Annotated in this window: 13 protein-coding genes; 1 reads left to right on the top strand and 12 read right to left on the bottom strand. The window is 69.9% G+C overall.

Annotated elements, in window-relative coordinates; genetic code table 11:
- Positions 1–47 precede the first annotated feature (47 nt).
- From bamB to QRD43_RS09880, 11 genes are all read right to left on the bottom strand, one after another.
- Positions 48–1,190 carry an outer membrane protein assembly factor BamB gene (gene bamB / locus QRD43_RS09930; RefSeq protein WP_285982311.1) on the bottom strand — a complete coding sequence of 381 codons (1,143 nt, stop codon included), beginning with the start codon at positions 1,188–1,190 and terminating at the stop codon, positions 48–50.
- Complete coding sequence (locus QRD43_RS09925) at positions 1,187–1,876, bottom strand: YfgM family protein (RefSeq protein WP_285982310.1); 690 nt, start codon at positions 1,874–1,876, stop codon at positions 1,187–1,189. The genes bamB and QRD43_RS09925 overlap by 4 nt, the downstream gene beginning before the upstream one ends.
- 39 nt (positions 1,877–1,915) lie before the next feature.
- A complete protein-coding gene (gene hisS, locus QRD43_RS09920; protein WP_285982309.1) occupies positions 1,916–3,223 on the bottom strand; it encodes a histidine--tRNA ligase in 1,308 nt (435 codons plus the stop codon).
- Between the two features lie 18 nt (positions 3,224–3,241).
- Complete coding sequence (gene ispG / locus QRD43_RS09915) at positions 3,242–4,537, bottom strand: flavodoxin-dependent (E)-4-hydroxy-3-methylbut-2-enyl-diphosphate synthase (protein WP_285982308.1); 1,296 nt, start codon at positions 4,535–4,537, stop codon at positions 3,242–3,244.
- A 46-nt stretch (positions 4,538–4,583) separates the two neighbouring features.
- On the bottom strand, positions 4,584–5,615 hold the full coding sequence (locus QRD43_RS09910) for a helix-turn-helix domain-containing protein (RefSeq protein WP_285982307.1): 1,032 nt from the start codon (positions 5,613–5,615) through the stop codon (positions 4,584–4,586).
- A complete protein-coding gene (gene pilW / locus QRD43_RS09905) occupies positions 5,608–6,462 on the bottom strand; it encodes a type IV pilus biogenesis/stability protein PilW (protein WP_285982306.1) in 855 nt (284 codons plus the stop codon). The genes QRD43_RS09910 and pilW overlap by 8 nt, the downstream gene beginning before the upstream one ends.
- 19 nt (positions 6,463–6,481) lie before the next feature.
- The gene (gene rlmN, locus QRD43_RS09900) at positions 6,482–7,660 is read right to left on the bottom strand and encodes a dual-specificity RNA methyltransferase RlmN (RefSeq protein ID WP_285982305.1); all 1,179 of its coding nucleotides are present in this window, start codon (positions 7,658–7,660) and stop codon (positions 6,482–6,484) included.
- 207 nt (positions 7,661–7,867) lie between these two features.
- A complete protein-coding gene (gene ndk / locus QRD43_RS09895) occupies positions 7,868–8,293 on the bottom strand; it encodes a nucleoside-diphosphate kinase (RefSeq protein WP_285982304.1) in 426 nt (141 codons plus the stop codon).
- A gap of 112 nt (positions 8,294–8,405) precedes the next feature.
- Positions 8,406–10,445, bottom strand: a complete 2,040-nt coding sequence (rluB, locus tag QRD43_RS09890; RefSeq protein ID WP_285982303.1) for a 23S rRNA pseudouridine(2605) synthase RluB — start codon at positions 10,443–10,445, stop codon at positions 8,406–8,408.
- Complete coding sequence (scpB, locus tag QRD43_RS09885) at positions 10,442–11,308, bottom strand: SMC-Scp complex subunit ScpB (RefSeq protein ID WP_285982302.1); 867 nt, start codon at positions 11,306–11,308, stop codon at positions 10,442–10,444. The genes rluB and scpB overlap by 4 nt, the downstream gene beginning before the upstream one ends.
- Positions 11,309–11,745: 437 nt before the next feature.
- On the bottom strand, positions 11,746–12,762 hold the full coding sequence (locus tag QRD43_RS09880; protein WP_285982301.1) for an RluA family pseudouridine synthase: 1,017 nt from the start codon (positions 12,760–12,762) through the stop codon (positions 11,746–11,748).
- A gap of 161 nt (positions 12,763–12,923) precedes the next feature.
- On the opposite strand from QRD43_RS09880, the gene QRD43_RS09875 reads away from it, so the two are divergent.
- Entirely contained in the window at positions 12,924–13,697 is a 774-nt protein-coding gene (locus QRD43_RS09875; RefSeq protein WP_285982514.1) for an outer membrane protein assembly factor BamD, read from the top strand.
- A 101-nt stretch (positions 13,698–13,798) separates the two neighbouring features.
- On the opposite strand, the gene yoaA is transcribed toward QRD43_RS09875, so the two are convergent.
- The gene (yoaA, locus tag QRD43_RS09870; protein ID WP_285982513.1) at positions 13,799–15,757 is read right to left on the bottom strand and encodes a DNA repair helicase YoaA; all 1,959 of its coding nucleotides are present in this window, start codon (positions 15,755–15,757) and stop codon (positions 13,799–13,801) included.
- Positions 15,758–15,856 lie beyond the last annotated feature (99 nt).

Raw genomic sequence — 15,856 nt, 5'->3', positions numbered from 1 at the left:
TTCTTGTTCTTCTTTCAAAAAACGGGAGGCGCCACAGGCGCGCGGCCTCACTGGGGCCGCAGCGCGAACAGGCCTCCATTGCGGGTCACGACGAGGATGGTGTTGCCGGCGGCCACCGGCGCCGCGGCAATCGCCGAGCCGTCCGTCGGCAGGCGCAGCTGCGTCTTGCCGGTGTCGCGATTCAGGAAGTGCACCTGGCCTTCGAAGTCCCCCACGACCACGCTCTGGCCCAGCAGCAGCGGTGCGGAGAGCTTGCGGTTCAGGAACTGCTCGGCATTCCAGAGCACGTCGCCATTGCTGGTGCGCCAGGCCGTCAGGCGATCGGAGGCATCCGCCGCCACGATGGCCTGGGCGTCGCCGCCCACCCCCATGGCGCCGCCCACGTTGCGGGTCCAGACGGTCGAGCCACGCTCGGCGTTGATGCAGCTGACCGCGGACTGGAAGCCACGGGCGCACAGCAGCTCGCCGGTGCGCACCAGGGGGCCGACCACATCGGCCAGGCGTTCCACCTCGTTGGTCCCACGGGGATTGGCGACGTTGGCTTCCCAGCGGATGGTGCCGCGCAGCGGATCGACGCCCGCCAGACGCGAGCCCTGGCCGACGACGAGGGTGTCCTTGTAGCTGGTGATGGCACCGGGCTGCAGGAGCGTCAGCGGATCACCCGGGCGGCGCACCTCGAACAGCTTGCGGCCATCGATCGCATCGAAGGCCAGCACGGCGCGGTCGACCGTCAGCACGAAGATGCGCTCGCCCGCCACCAGGGGGGCGGTCAGGATGGGCACGGCCAGCGGCTTGCGCCACAGGGTCTTGCCCTCGTCGAGGGACACCAGCTCATTGTTGCGGGTCACCACGGCGGCGTAGCGGCCGTCGCTGCCCACGCCGGCTGCCAGCCGCTCCTTCAGGTCGGCACGCCAGACCACGGTGCCGTCGGCCGCCTTCAGGCGTTCGATGCGGCCGTCACCGTCCGCGACGACGAAGCTGTCGGCCAGCGCCACGGTGTTCAGCGGGAAACGGATGCTGTCCAGACGCTGCTGCCAGACGACCTTGCCGGCGATGGCCGGCGTCACGGTCTCCAGCGCCGCGGGCCTGGCTTCCTTGGAGGTGGAGAACAGCGAGCAGGCCGACAGCAGGGCCGGCACGGTGGCCAGCAGCAGCCCGCGACGCAGCAGGTTCAGGGAGGTCGTGCTCACTTGCCGGACTCCTTGGCTGCGTCCTTGGCGTCCTTGGCATCTTCCGGGACGGCCGCGCCGAGGGTGGCCAGCTTGGCCTCGACCAGACGGCGGTAGTCCAGGTTCTTGTCCAGGCCCTGGTAGGCCTTCAGGTACTCGGCCTTGGCGACCTCGGGCTTCGACTGCAGCACGGCCAGATCGCCGCGGCGGTCCGCCACGAGCGCGGCGTAGTCGGCCGTCTTCACGGCGTCCAGGGTCTTGCCGGCTTCGTCGAGCTGCTTGGCGTCGATCTGCAGCGCGGCCAGACGCAGGCGGGCGATGTCCTGGTACAGGGCGTCAGCGCCGTTCTGAGCCGCCCAGGCCAGCGTGGCGCGAGCGCCGTCATCGTTCTGCTTGTCATGCTGCAGGCGGGCCTGCAGCAGCGCGCCCTGGGCCGCGGCCACGGTGGACGGGAAGCGCTCCTTCAGGATCGCGAAGGCCGCGTTGGCCTTGTCCACATCGCCCGCTTCCACCTGGTTGGACAGCTGCTCGTACAGTGCCGTGGCCTTGGCGCCCTGGTCACGCTGCCACCAGTTCCAGCCCATCCAGGCGGCATAGGCCAGCAGCACGACGGTCAGGCCGCCGCTGATGAGATTGCCCCATTGCTTCCAGAAGGCCTTGAGCGCTTCCAGTTGTTCCTGTTCTTCCAGATCGAGATGCGACGCCATTGCTTGTGTTCGGTAGGGAATGGGGTGATTGAGCCGCGATTATGCGTTGCGGAGTTCGTGTGCCCAGGAAGCCACCTCGGCCAGCTTGCGCAGGGACTGGGCTTCGCCTTCGTTGCGCAAGGGCTTGAGCCCCACTTCGCCGCGGGCAAGTTCGTCATCGCCGAAGATCAGCGCCACGCGTGCACCGCTGGCATCGGCCTTCTTGAATTGAGACTTCATGCTGGACTGCCCCGGATGCATCACCACGGTGACGCCCTCGGCGCGCAGGCCCTCCAGGGCCACCATCACCTGCGGCAGGCCACTGGCCGAAGGCACGATGGCATAGGCATCCGGCACCGGGGCATCCGGCGCGACACCCACTTCCTCCAGCAGCAGCAGCATGCGCTCGATGCCCATGCCGAAGCCCACGGCGGGCGCCGGCTTGCCACCCAGCTGCTCGATCAGGCCGTCGTAGCGGCCACCCCCGCAGACGGTGCCCTGCGACCCGAGCTTGTCGGTGATCCACTCGAAGACGGTCAGGTTGTAGTAGTCCAGCCCCCGCACGAGGCGCGGGTTGATGGTGTACTTCACACCCGCCGCATCGAGGATGGCGCGCACGCCGTTGAAGTGCGCCAGCGAGGCCTCGCCCAGGAAGTCCAGCAGCTTGGGGGCCCCATTGGCCATGTCCTGCAGGGCGGGATTCTTGGTGTCGAGCACGCGCAGCGGGTTGCTGTACATGCGACGCTGGCTGTCCTCGTCCAGCATGGCCTTGTGCTGCTCGAGGTAGGCCACCAGGGCCTCGCGGTGGGCGCGGCGCTCATCGGGGGCGCCCAGGCAGTTGAGCTCGAGACGGAAATGCTCACCGTCCAGCAAGCCGAGCTCCCGCAGCAGGCGGCTGCCCATCAGGATGACCTCGGCGTCCACGTCGGGCCCCGCGAAGCCCAGGGCCTCGACGCCCATCTGGTGGAACTGCCGGTAACGCCCCTTCTGCGGCTTCTCGCGACGGAACATCGGGCCGAAGTAATAGAGGCGGCGGCCCGAATCGCGCAGGAAGGAATGCTCGGTCATGGCCCGCACCACGCCGGCCGTCATCTCAGGCCGCAGGGCCAGATGCTCGGCCTGGCCGTGCTTGTCGGCGCGGTCCTCGAAGGCGTACATCTCCTTCTCGACGATGTCCGTCACTTCGCCGATGCCGCGCACGAACAGCGCGGTGGGCTCGACGATGGGCGTGCGCACGTTCTGGTAGCCGTAGCGCTGCAGCACGCTGCGCATCTTGGCCTCCAGCCACTCCCAGCGCGCCGATTCCGGCGGCAGGATGTCGTTCATGCCCTTCACCGCCTGCAGCGGCTGCTTCTTCAGATCACTCATGGACTCTTTCGCGGGGGCTCAGGCGTTCTGAGCGCCGAAACGTTTCTCGATGTAGTTCTCGACCAGGGCCTGGAAGTCGGTCGCGATGCCCTCCCCGCGCAGGGTCAGGGCCTTCTCGCCGTCGATGAACACGGGGGCGGCGGGCGCCTCGCCGGTGCCGGGCAGGCTGATGCCGATGTCGGCATGCTTGCTCTCGCCAGGGCCGTTGACGATGCAGCCCATCACGGCCACCTTCATGTTCTCCACGCCGGGGTACTTGGCACGCCAGATGGGCATCTGGGCGCGCAGATAGTCGTCGATCTGCTTGGCCAGCTCCTGGAAGGTGGTGCTGGTCGTGCGGCCGCAGCCCGGGCAGGCCGTGACGCTCGGGTTGAAGGCGCGCAGGCCGAGCGACTGCAGGATCTCCAGCGCCACCACGACCTCCTGGGTGCGGGACTCGCCGGGCTGGGGCGTCAGCGAGACACGGATGGTGTCGCCAATGCCCTCCTGCAGCAGGATGGACAGGGCCGTGGCCGACGCCACCGTGCCCTTGGTGCCCATGCCGGCCTCGGTCAGGCCGAGGTGCAGGGCGTAGTCGCAGCGCTGGCTCAGTGCGCGGTAGACCGAGATCAGGTCCTGCACGCCGCTGACCTTGCAGCTGATGATGATGTTGTCCGGGTTCATGCCCAGCTCGCGGGCATAGCTGGCGGAGCTCAGGGCCGACTGGATCAGCGCCTGGTACATGACCTGCTGGCCATCCCAGGGCTGCGCGCGGCGGGCGTTGTCGTCCATCATCTGGGCCAGCAGTTCCTGGTCCAGGCTGCCCCAGTTGACGCCGATCCGCACGACCTTGTCGTACTGCATCGCCGCCTCGATCATCTGGGCGAACTGGCGGTCCTTCTTGTCGCCCTTGCCCACGTTGCCGGGGTTGATGCGGTACTTGGACAGCGCCTGGGCCATCGCGGGATGCTCGGTCAGCAGGCGGTGGCCGTTGTAGTGGAAGTCGCCGACCAGCGGGACGTCGATGCCCATGCGGTCGAGCTGATCGCGGATGTGCGGCACGGCCTCGGCGGCCTCCGGCGTGTTGACCGTGATGCGCACCAGCTCCGAACCGGCGATGGCCAGCTCCTTCACCTGGATGGCAGTCTCGATGACGTCCACGGTGTCCGTGTTCGTCATGGACTGCACGCGCACCGGGGCATCGCCGCCGATGGTCACGATGCGGTCGCCCCAGCGCACGCGGGCCTGGCGACTGCGGCGGGCCGCAGGCCGGGCCGCCGCGATGGCGTCGAGGCGGTCGGACGTTTCGGACGGGGTCGTCGGGGTCACACTCATCACTTCTTTCGGCTAGTTCAGCGCTGCGGTCCGCGGGCGGCGCAGCTCAGGGCAGTTCCAGTCGGGCCACGTTGTCGCGGGAGCGGGCGAGCAGGTCCACGGGCTCCCCGCGCAGGCTCAGGCTGGTGCCCGAGACATTGCCCACACGCACCTTGACCGGCGTCTGCACCTGCAGGTCCGCCACGTCGCCGGCACGCATCAGGCGGGAATACTGGACCTGGCCGCGGGCATCCGCCACTTCGACCCAGGTGTCGGCGCTGGCCCGCAGGCGCAGCGGCGCCAGGCCGGCGGTGCCCCCCGACGGGAGCGTCGCGGCGGCAGCCGGGGGGCTGACGGGCGCCGGTGCAGACGCCACGGCCGGCGCAGGCACGGTCGCGGCCGAGGCGGCAACCGACGCACCCGGCATCGAGGGGGCGGACGGCGTGGAGGCCGGCGCGAGGACGGCGGGCCCGGCACTCGCCTCCGCCGGGGCGGACGCCGCCGGTGCCGGGGCCGTGGTGCTCAGCGGCGTCGGGGCCGTCGTGGAGACGGCGCCGACGCGCGCATCGGCAGCGGGATCGAAGGCCGGCTCGCTGGCCGCCACCGGACCGGTGCCGACGTCCGAGGCCTTCCAGCGGGCCGCGAAGTCGGCAGGCAGGAAATACACGACGGCTGCCGCCAGCAGCACGCCGACGGGCGCCAGCACCACAGGCTTGCGCAGCACGGCAAGGCTGACGCCGCCGCCGCCCAGTGCCTGGGCCTTGAACGTCTGGTTCAGGCCCTTGCTGACCCGCTCCAGGCCTGGTTCGGTCGAGGCGGGCAGCAGGGCCAGCACCTCCGAGGGGTCCACCTTCAGCACGCGGCAGACCGCCTTGGCCAGGGCCCGGGCGAAGGTGGCATCGGGCAACTCGCCCAGACGGTCCGCCTCCAGGGCTTCCAGCCGGGCCTGCGGCACCTTCAGGGTTGCCGACAGAACACCGATGTGCATGCCGGACGCCTCGCGGAGCGCCTTCAGCCGCGCACCAGCCGTGGAGGGCTCGGCACGGCGCAGGCCCAGGCCTGCCGCCTCGTGCCCGGGGGACAGCTCGCGATCAGTCATCGAATCGCCCATCCCTCAAGCGCTGGGTCTCCGCGGCGTCGCTGAAGCGACGGCGCAGCTGCTGGCTCAGGTCATCGACGGCCACGCCGTTGTTCAGGCGGCGTTCGATGCGCAGCTCCAGCCACAGGCTCTGCGCGTTCACGAAGTCAGCCTGCGTGTTGATGCGACGCACATAGAAGCGGGCGCGCTCATACTGCTGCTGGCGGTAGAGCACCTCGGCCAGGTTCAGGGCCACGGCGGGGTTGCCGGGCTCGAGCTCGAAGGCCTTGGACAGGCTGCGCTCGGCGGCGGGCCACTCGCCGTTGCGGGCCTCGCAGACACCTCGGGCCAGCAGCGTGCGGGCCATGCCGCGGTAGTTGGGCAGGGCCAGGGCCTGTTCGAACAGGGCGCGCGACGGCGTCCAACGCCCCTGCTGGCACAGGAACCAGGCGTAGTTGTGCATGGCGTCACCATCTGCCGGCGCCGAGTTCAGCGCGCGCTTGAAGCCCTCCTCCGCCATGGCGGTCTCGCCCATCGCGGCATAGACGAGGTTGCGCAGGTTGATGGCCTCGCGCAGGTCCGGCTTCAGGGCCAGGGCCTGCTTGATCTCGTCCAGCGCCGTCTCGTACTGGCCGCGGGTGAAGTAGCCGGTGGCCAGCTCGATGCGGACCGAGGAGCGGCGGTCGGCATCCGTGCGATCGCTGTCCGTCTTCGGCTCGGTGGAGCTGCCGGCGCCCGTGCTCGCGCAGCCGGGCAGCAGCAGCGCCGCCGAGATCGCCAGGAGGCCCTGCTGCAGCAGGGAACGCACACGGCGGCCCGAGGGGCGGCCGGGGCGGGAATTCGGGAACACGATCGCTGACGTCATCATGGAGGGGCGTGACTCGAGATCAAGTAGTGGGCTGCCCGGGCACGGAGTCCGCACCCTCGGCAGAACGGTCGGCCGCATTCTTCACTACAACCACCGGCCGCACCATGCGTAGATGCGCGCGGGTGCGATCTTGCACCTCTCCGGCGAGCTGCCCGCAGGCTGCGTCGATGTCGTCACCGCGCGTCTTGCGCACCGTGGTGACGATGCCGGCACGGATCAGGACCTCGGCGAAAGCCTGCACGCGCTCCCGGGGGCTTCGCTTCAGGCCGGAGGCCGGGAAGGGATTGAACGGGATCAGGTTGAGCTTGCAGGGCACCTTGCCCTTGAGCAGGCGCACCAGCTCCTCGGCCTGCTCGGGGGTGTCGTTCACCTGATCGAGCATGCAGTACTCGAAGGTGATGAAGTCGCGCGGCGCGGCGTCGAGGTAGCGATTGCAGGCCGCCAGCAGCTCGGCGATGGGGTACTTCTTGTTCAGCGGCACGAGCTGGTCGCGCAGCGGATCGCTGGGCGCGTGCAGCGACACCGCCATCGCGACGGGGCAGTCCTCGCGCAGGCGGTCCATCATGGGCACGACGCCGGAGGTGGACACCGTCACGCGGCGGCGCGAGAGGCCGTAGCCGTGGTCGTCCAGCATGACCTTGAGCGCGGGCACCAGGGCCGCGTAGTTCTGCAGCGGCTCGCCCATGCCCATCATCACGACGTTGCTGATGACGCGGTCGGGCGTGTTCAGGCGCACGCGCAGGTGGTGCTCGGCAAACCACAGCTGGGCCAGGATCTCCCAGGTCTCGAGGTTGCGGCTGAAGCCCTGGTGGCCGGTGGAGCAGAAACGGCAGCCCACGGCACAGCCGGCCTGGCTGGAGACACACAGCGTGCCGCGATCGTCCTCGGGAATGAACACCGCCTCGACGGCATTGCCCTGCCCCACGTCGAACAGCCACTTGATCGTGCCGTCGGCGGAGGCCTGCTCGGAGATCACCGGCAGGGCCTGGATGTAGGCGCGGGTGGCCAGCTTGTCCCGCAGGGACTTGGCCAGGTCGGACATCTGCGCGAAGTCAGACGCCCCTTTCTGATGGATCCAGCGGAAGAGCTGAGTCGCGCGAAAACGCTTCTCCCCCAGCTGCTCGCAGTACGCGGCCAGGCCTTCGAGATCGAACCCGAGCAGGTTCGTGAGTCCGGATGGGGTGACCGCGTCGTTCATGGTCTTGCCTCTCAAGGAAACGCCAGGGCCACTGCGGATGTCCCGCCGCGCGGGACGGGCAGGCAGCGGCAGCCCGGCGCTCTTCATTCTTCAAATGCCGACCGCCCCAGGCACTGCACAAGGCAGCACGGCCGCGATGACGGCCTCCTGAGGCGGCTTTGTTGCGACTCGCCCCTTGAGGCTCGCTGCAAGAGGCGTTGGCGCGTTTTAGCGGCTGTAGACGTTCATGCCGGCGAAGAAGAAAGCGATTTCCACTGCGGCGGTTTCGGGAGCGTCAGAGCCGTGCACGGCGTTGGCGTCGATGCTGTCGGCGAAGTCGGCGCGGATGGTGCCCTTCTCGGCCTTCTTCGGGTCGGTGGCGCCCATCAGGTCGCGGTTCTTCAGGATGGCGCCTTCGCCTTCCAGCACCTGGATCATCACGGGGCCGGAGATCATGAAGTTCACCAGGTCGTTGAAGAACGGGCGAGCCTTGTGGACGGCGTAGAAGGCCTCGGCTTCGCCGCGCGACAGGTGGGCCATCTTGGAAGCGATGACCTTCAGGCCGGCGCCTTCAAAGCGCGAGTAGATCTGACCGATGACGTTCTTGGCCACGGCATCGGGCTTGATGATGGAAAGGGTGCGTTCGATGGCCATTTTTTCTCCTGGAATCTGAGGCTTGGCAAAGCCGATGATTGTACTGCGGGAACATGCAGGGGCGGTGTCCGCCCCGATTGACTTGTGAGAGATTGCGCCGTCAGCGGCAGGCTCAGCGGCGGCCTCGGCCACCACCACCACCGCCGCCGCCACGACCACCCCGGCCGCCGCCACCGCTGCGGCGATGGAAGGCGTCAGCGCCGATGTAGCCGACCGACGTCTGCATCGGATCCGGCTCGCGGGGGCCGCCGCCGCCCTTCTTGCCGCCGCGCGGACCGGGATCCACCGGGTCCGGCGCACTGCCGCCGCGGCCGAAGCCCTGCGGGATGCCACGCGACTTGCCGCTCGCGAAGCGGCGGTCGAAGGTCTGCTCCAGCGGGTTGATGTTGCGCGGGATGAAGTCGTCTTCCTCGTCGTCATCGCGGTCGCGGCCCCGGTCCTGGGCGCGCGGCTCGACGAAGCGCTCCTTGCGCTCCGGACGCGGCTGCTGCGACTCCTGCGGGCGGCTCGGGCGCGGACCCGTGCCTTGCGCACGGTCGCCACGGCGCTTGCCGCTCTTGCGGTCGCGCTGCTGCGGTTGCTGCGCATTGCGATCGCCACCGCGCTCGGCACGCTCCTCGCGCGGGCCACCCGCCAGACGGCGGATGACGCGCACGTCGCCGTCTTCCAGCTCGACCCACACGCCGCGCTTGAGGCCGCGCGGCAGCACGACGGTGCCGTAGCGGATGCGGATCAGGCGGCTGACGGTCAGGCCCACGGCGTCGAAGAGCTTGCGCACTTCGCGGTTGCGGCCTTCGGTGATGATGACGCGGTACCAGTGGTTCACGCCCTCACCGCCGCCGTCCTCGATGCTCTTGAAGCTGGCCGACTGGCCCTCGATCTCGACGCCCGACAGCAGCTTGGCGCGCTGCTCCTCGTTGAGCGTGCCCAGCACGCGCACGGCGTACTCGCGCTCCACGCCGAAGCGCGGGTGCATGAGCTGGTTGGCCAGTTCGCCGGAGTTGGTGAACAGCAGCAGGCCTTCGGTGTTCAGGTCCAGGCGCCCCACCGACTGCCACTTGCCCTGGTGCAGCTTGGGCAGGCGGCGGAAGACCGTCGGACGGCCTTCCGGGTCGTTGTGGGTGACCACCTCGCCCGCGGGCTTGTGATAGGCAATGATGCGCGGCGCCGGCGGCTGGATGCGCACCTTGATCGGCTTGCCGTTCACGGCCACGCGATCCCCGAAGGAGATGCGCTGGCCGATGTGGGCCACCTCGCCGTTCACCGAGATCTTGCCCTCGGCGATCATGTCCTCGATGTCACGGCGCGAGCCGATGCCGGCCTGGGCCAGCACCTTCTGCAGCTTGGGCGCGTCCAGTTCGGGCGCGAGCACGCGCTTGGTGTCCTCGACGGCGGCCTCCTCGGCCACGGCGGCTTCCTCGCCCTCCTCGCCGTCATAGGCGCCGGACAGCAACTCGGCAAAGCGCTCACCGGCCTGAGCCAGCAAGGCTTCGGGCGCGTCGTCGCCTCCCGCGGCTTCGCCTTCGGGAGCCAGCGTGAACACGGCCTCGGGACGGGCCTGACGTTCGCCGCCACGCTCACCACCACGCTCACCACCACGCTCACCACCGCGTTCCCCACGCTCGCCACGCTCGCCATCGCGATCGCGACGACCCCGGCGGCGGTTGCGACGACCCCGGCCGTCCTCGCCCCCCTCCTCGCCACCAGCGACCGGCGCATCGGCCGCTTGCTGGGGAGAGGTCTCGGCGGCGGACTCGGTCACCTCGGGCGCCGCGGCGGGAGCGGGCGTGGCGACTGCCACCACCGCGTCCGCCACCGCATCCCCTGCCTCGGCCTTGGCCTTGACGGTCTTGCGCGGGGCGCGCGCCTTGGCGGGCTTGGCGTCGTCGGCCGCAGCCTCCGGCACGCCAGCCGGCGCAGCGTCGGCATCCCCCACGGGTGCCGCCTCGGCGGTCTTCTTGGCCGCCGTCTTGCGCGGTGCGCGGGGCTTGGGCGCCGGCGCCTCGGCGCTGGCCTCTGCCGCCGCCGGAGCGGCAGCCTCGGCCGCCTTCTTGGCCGCGGTCTTGCGCGGCGCGCGCGGCTTGGGCGCTTCGGCTTCGGGGTTCATTGCGCCCGCGCCGTCGGCGGCCGGATCGGTGTCATGGGCATTCATGCGTCAGCTTGCACCTTGTCATTCACATCGGGATGCTGAGCTTGCTGCGGCACCAGGGCCTCCTGCTCAGCGGGGACGGCAGCGACCTCGGTCACCACCGTTGCGGCGTCACCAGGGACGCCTTCATCAACTTGCACTTCTCGCCCCTCGGGGGGCTCCATCGCCTCGTCCACCCCTTGCGGTGCGGACAGGGCCATGTTCTCGATCACGTCGGGTCCGGCCTCGGCGTCCGTCGCGGACGGCACGCCCGCGTCGGTCACCACCGCCGTCTCACCACCTTCGGCCGGCGTACCCGCCTCCAGCAGCGACCCCTGCCCTTCCAGCGCCTCGACCAAGGCCGCACCGGGCTCCCCTGCCGCCTCCAGGGCCGGCAGCTGCGACAGGCTGGCCAGACCGAGGTCATCCAGGAACTGCTGCGTCGTCGCGTAGAGCGCCGGGCGCCCCGGAGCTTCCCGGTGCCCGACCACCTCGATCCAGTTGCGGTCTTCCAGCTGCTTCACGATCTGCGTGGACACCACGACGCCGCGGATGTCCTCGATGTCGCCCCGCGTCACCGGCTGGCGGTAGGCAATGATGGCCAGCGTCTCCATCACGGCCCGCGAGTAGCGCTGCGGCTTCTCCGGGTGCATGCGGTCGAGGTACTCCCGCAGCTCCGGGCGGCTCTGGAAACGCCAGCCGCTGGCAATCGCGACCAGCTCCACGCCGCGGTCCGACCAGTCGTCCGCCAGGTCGTCCAGCAGCATCCGCAGGCTGTCCGCACCGATCTCGTCGGCGAACAGGCTGCGCAGATCCTTGATCGTCAGGGGCTGCTGCGCACAGATGAGCGCGGTCTCCAGGATTCGCTTGGCTTCCTGCGTGTTCATCGCGTGTGTCGGCAGCGCCTGCTCGTCGAGCTGGCCATGGTGTTCAACAGTGTTCCAACGGAGGGCCTGGCGGGCCCTCGAGCAAACATCAGCTCATGCTGCCGGGACCCAGCCCGCGTGCACCGCTTCCCGCATCAGACAGCACGGGGGCCGCAGTGCATCGGCACATTCAGGGACATCGAGGATCCGGCAACTCGGGTGGCGAAACTCACGCTCGCCGTCAGGTGCCGATCGTCCCTCACGGACGACCACCGGGCACCGGCATGGGATGGGGCGAGGTTCCTGGCTCCAGCCAGCGGCTGCGGCGTGGATCACACCTGCAGATTGCGGCCGAACTTCCGCGGCAATCCAGGCCTGACCCACAGCGCGACTCGTCACCGAGCCCCTTGCTTCCATGCTTTGCGGCCGGATTGTACCCTGAGCGCGATCACCCCCCGTCAGAGGGCCGGCTCGGGGAATCCCGCCTGGGCCCAGGCCTCGGCCAGATCCGGCGGCAGCGGCGCCAGGAAGACCATCGTCTCCCCCGTCATGGGATGCACGAAACTCAGCTTGGCGGCATGCAGCGCCTGGCGCGTCAGGCCCAGCGCCGGGGTGCCGCCGTACAGGGCATCGGCGAGCAGCGCATACCCCTTGTGCGCCAGATGCACCCGGATCTGGTGCGTACGGCCGGTGTGCAGCACGCAATGCACGGCACTGATCCACGGCGCCTCGGCCGTGTGCGCGAGCGGGTAGACATCCGTCTGCGCCGCCTTGCCGCCGCTGAGCACGGCCATCTTCACGCGGGAGGCCGGGTCGCGGCGCATCGGGGCATCGATGTGCAGCTCGTCCGCCAGGCGCCCGTGACACAAGGCCAGGTACTCGCGGTGCACGTCACGGTCCGCGATGAGGCGCGACAGCCCTGCCGTGGCCTCCAGCGTCTTGCCGACGACCATCAGGCCGGAGGTGTCCTTGTCCAGCCGGTGCACGATGCCGGCGCGCGGCAGGTGCGCCGCCTGCGCGTGATGGGCCAGCAGGCCGTTCATCAGCGTGCCGGACCAGTTGCCGGGCGCCGGATGCACCACGAGGCCAACGGGCTTGTGGACGACCAGCAGATGGGCGTCCTCGTGAACGATGTCCAGCGCCATGGGCTCGGCGCGGAAGGCCTGGCTCTCCTCGGTGGGCTGCAGTTCCACGCGGACCAGCTGGCCGGCGAGCACCTTGCGCGCCGCCGTCTTCTGCACCTGCCCCTGCACCTGCACCAGCCCCCGCTCGATGAGCCCCTGCAGATGGCTGCGTGAGAACTCGGGCGCCATGCCGACCACGAACTTGTCCAGCCGCTGCCCCTGGGCGTCATAGCCCACCCGGGCCTCCCGGACCTCGACCTCCGAGGCGCCTGCCTCGGCATCCGCCTCCGACTCGAAGTCGGCGGCTGCCATCTCTTGCGTGGCTTTCAGGTCCGCCAAAGCCTGAACCATATAATCGCCGCTCCTTTTTCAGCTGGGCTGGCGCTTGGGCGCCTGGCCGATGGACCATGATGGATTTCCTGGGGAAGCGTCACCCGACGCAGCGCGGCCTTCAACCCGTCGCTCAGCCCGTCTCGCCTGACGGCAGGCCTTTGCGCGGCCTCGCCCGCCTGATGGTCGGCGGCCTGGTGCTGGCGCTCGCGGCCTGCTCCTCGACCTTCAAGGACGATCCCAACTCGCAGGCCAGCCTGGACAAATTGTACTCAGAGGCCAAGGACGACCTGGCCTCGGGCGCCTTCGACCGCGCCATCAAGGGCTTGGAGAAGGTCGAAGGCCGTGCGGCCGGTACGGTACTCGCCCAGCAGGCACAGCTGGACATCGCCTGGGCCCACTACAAGAGCGGCGACCGCGCCCAGTCCATCAGCGCGCTGGACCGTTTCATCAAGCTCAACCCCTCGAGCCCGGCAATGGACTACGCCCTGTACATGAAGGGCATCGTCAACTTCAACGAGGACATGGGCCTGTTCGGCCGCCTGGCCAACCAGGACGTGTCCGAGCGCGACCAGCAGGCCTCGCGCGACGCCCTGCTGGCCTTCCGCCAGGTGGTCGAGCAGTACCCGGAATCGAAGTACGCCCCCGATGCCTCCATCCGCATCGACTTCATCACCAACACGCTGGCCGCCTACGAAGTGCACGTGGCCCGCTACTACCTGAACCGCGGCGCCTTTGTGGCGGCAGCCAACCGCGCGCAGTCGGCCGTGAAGGAATTCGAGACCGCTCCGGCCGTCGAGGAAGCGCTGTCCATCATGGTGCGCAGCTACGACAAGCTGGGCCTCGAGAAGCTCCGCGACGACGCCGAGCGCGTGCTGCGCAAGAGTTTCCCGAAGAGCCAGTACCTGGCCGGCAACGAGCCCGCCGCCAAGAAGTCCTGGTGGAAGTTCTGGTGACCCATCCGGGTCATGGGCGCGACTGAGCGCCCGCCCCGCACAAGGCGCATGCAGCGAAGGCTCATGCGCCTTTTTGCTGGGCGCATGGCCCAGGGCATGCCTCAGGGCGACGCGGCCCGCTCCGCCGCCAGGCTGCGCAGCCAGGTCAGCGCCTCGCCCTCGTTCGCCACCGGCGTCATCGGCGGAAGGGCGCCCCGCAGGCGGCGACCGTAGTTCATGCCGGCCATGCGCGGATCGCAGACGACAAGCAGGCCCTTGTCCGTCTCGGTGCGGATCAGCCGCCCGCCCCCCTGCTTCAGCGCGATGGCGGCCTCCGCAATGAAGTAGTCGGCGAAGGCATTGCGCCCCTCGCTCTCCAGCCGCTGCACCCGTGCCTCGACGAGCGGGTCGTTGGGCGGCGGGAAGGGCAGCTTGTCGATGATCACGCACTGCAGCGCGTCGCCCGGCACGTCGATGCCCTCCCAGAAGCTGGCCGAGCCCACGAGCACCGCGCGCGGGTCCTCCATGAACTGCTGGAGCAGCATGCGCTTGGGAATCGAGCCTTGCACCAGCACCTTGAGCGGGGCGCCGAGCGTCTCCAGCTCGGTGCGCAGGGCATCGCCGATCACCTGCAGCGCCCGCAGCGTGGTGGTGAGCACGAAACAACGGCCGCCCAGCGCCTGCGCGCAGCGCGCCGCGAGCACGGCCACGCTGGCCGAGTGATGGGGCTCGGAGGGCTTCGGGAAGCCGCGCGGGACGTACAGCCGGGCATGGGCGGGGTAGTCGAAGGGGCTGCCCACACGCAGCACGCGCGCGTCCGTCAGGCCAGCGGACTCCGTGAACCAGCTCAGGCGCTCGTCATCGCCCAGCGTGGCCGACGTGAAGACCCAGGCCTTGGGCGCCGCCTTCAGCTGCTCCTGCATGGCCTCGCGGATGTCCAGGGGCGACTCCACGAGGCGGGCCTGGTGCGGGCTGATGTCGATCCAGCGCACCGCGCCGGGCGCCGGGTCCTGCGAGAAGGCATGGGCCCGCTCGGACAGCTGGCGCGCCCGCTCGATGAGGCGCAGGAAGTCCGGCGAACCGTTCTCGACCTCGGCCAGCGCATCAGCGGCTTCGTCCGCCGCGCAGGCGACGTCGGCCAGCGCCGCCGCGAAATCCTCCTCCCCGGCCCGCTCGTTCCAGCGCAGCTTGATGAGACCGCGCAGCTCCTTGAGCCGGCCCGCGCACACGAGGCGCAGCTCGCGGGCGGCCCGCTCCAGCTGGGCATGCAGCGCCTGCCAGTCCAGCGCGCCGCGGGCCTCGGTCAGGCCGAGGGCGAGCACGTCGCGCGCGAAGTCGATCAGCTGCGAGGTGCCGAGGTGCTGCCCGAGGAACTGCACGCCAGCCTCGGTGAGCTGGTGCGCCTCGTCGAACACCGCCACCTCCACGCTGGGCAGCAGCTCCGCCACACCGCTGTCGCGCAGGGCCATGTCGGCAAAGAAGAGGTGATGGTTGACGACGGCGATGTCAGCCTCCATCGCCTCGCGCCGGGCCTTGACCACGAAGCAGCCACTCCACTGCGGACACTCGCTGCCCAGGCAGTTCTCGCGCGTGGAACTCACGATGGGGATGACGGGCGAGCGCTCATCCAGGCCGTCCAGCTCGGCGAAATCCCCGCTGCGGGTCTGCTGCGCCCAGCGCTCCACGCGGGCGAGCGCCAGCACGGCGCGCCGGTCGGGCAGTTCGGCGCCGTGGCGGGCGTACTCCAGGCGATGCAGGCACAGATAGCTGCTGCGCCCCTTGAGCAGCGCGATCCGCGCCGGCACGGACAGCGACTCGCACAGCCGCGGGAGGTCGCGCAGGAAGAGCTGGTCCTGCAGGCTCTTCGTGGCGGTACTGATCAGCGCGCGGCCGCCGCTCAGCAGTGCGGGCACGAGATAGGCGAAGGTCTTGCCCACGCCGGTACCCGCCTCGACGACCAGCGTCTCACGCCGCGCGATGGCCCGCGCCACGGCCTGCGTCATCGCGAGCTGCGGCGCACGCGGGCGGTAGGAGGCGTCCGCCCGCGACAGGGGCCCTCCCTGGTCGAACGCCGCCTGCACCCATTGCTCCAGCTCGCTCGGAGCGGCCTCGGCATCGGTACCGGCCGGGGCCGGGGGGCTGGCGGTGTCAGCGGCGGAAGGATCGGGGGCCGAAGGGCT

It is taken from the genome of Roseateles subflavus, from assembly GCF_030285365.1.
Lineage (GTDB): Bacteria > Pseudomonadota > Gammaproteobacteria > Burkholderiales > Burkholderiaceae_C > Roseateles_B > Roseateles_B subflavus.
Note: the sequence above shows the minus strand (reverse complement) of the source record. Positions and strands in the feature narration are given on the sequence as shown.

Bases quoted from the DNA above. Each gene is read 5' to 3' on its own strand.
- QRD43_RS09880 (WP_285982301.1), bottom strand. From the start codon at position 12,762: ATGGTTCAGGCTTTGGCGGACCTGAAAGCCACGCAAGAGATGGCAGCC.
- scpB (WP_285982302.1), bottom strand. From the start codon at position 11,308: ATGAACACGCAGGAAGCCAAGCGAATCCTGGAGACCGCGCTCATCTGT.
- rlmN (WP_285982305.1), bottom strand. From the start codon at position 7,660: ATGAACGACGCGGTCACCCCATCCGGACTCACGAACCTGCTCGGGTTC.
- ndk (WP_285982304.1), bottom strand. From the start codon at position 8,293: ATGGCCATCGAACGCACCCTTTCCATCATCAAGCCCGATGCCGTGGCC.
- hisS (WP_285982309.1), bottom strand. From the start codon at position 3,223: ATGAGTGATCTGAAGAAGCAGCCGCTGCAGGCGGTGAAGGGCATGAAC.
- rluB (WP_285982303.1), bottom strand. From the start codon at position 10,445: ATGAATGCCCATGACACCGATCCGGCCGCCGACGGCGCGGGCGCAATG.
- QRD43_RS09875 (WP_285982514.1), top strand. From the start codon at position 12,924: ATGGTCGGCGGCCTGGTGCTGGCGCTCGCGGCCTGCTCCTCGACCTTC.
- ispG (WP_285982308.1), bottom strand. From the start codon at position 4,537: ATGAGTGTGACCCCGACGACCCCGTCCGAAACGTCCGACCGCCTCGAC.
- QRD43_RS09925 (WP_285982310.1), bottom strand. From the start codon at position 1,876: ATGGCGTCGCATCTCGATCTGGAAGAACAGGAACAACTGGAAGCGCTC.
- QRD43_RS09910 (WP_285982307.1), bottom strand. From the start codon at position 5,615: ATGACTGATCGCGAGCTGTCCCCCGGGCACGAGGCGGCAGGCCTGGGC.
- pilW (WP_285982306.1), bottom strand. From the start codon at position 6,462: ATGATGACGTCAGCGATCGTGTTCCCGAATTCCCGCCCCGGCCGCCCC.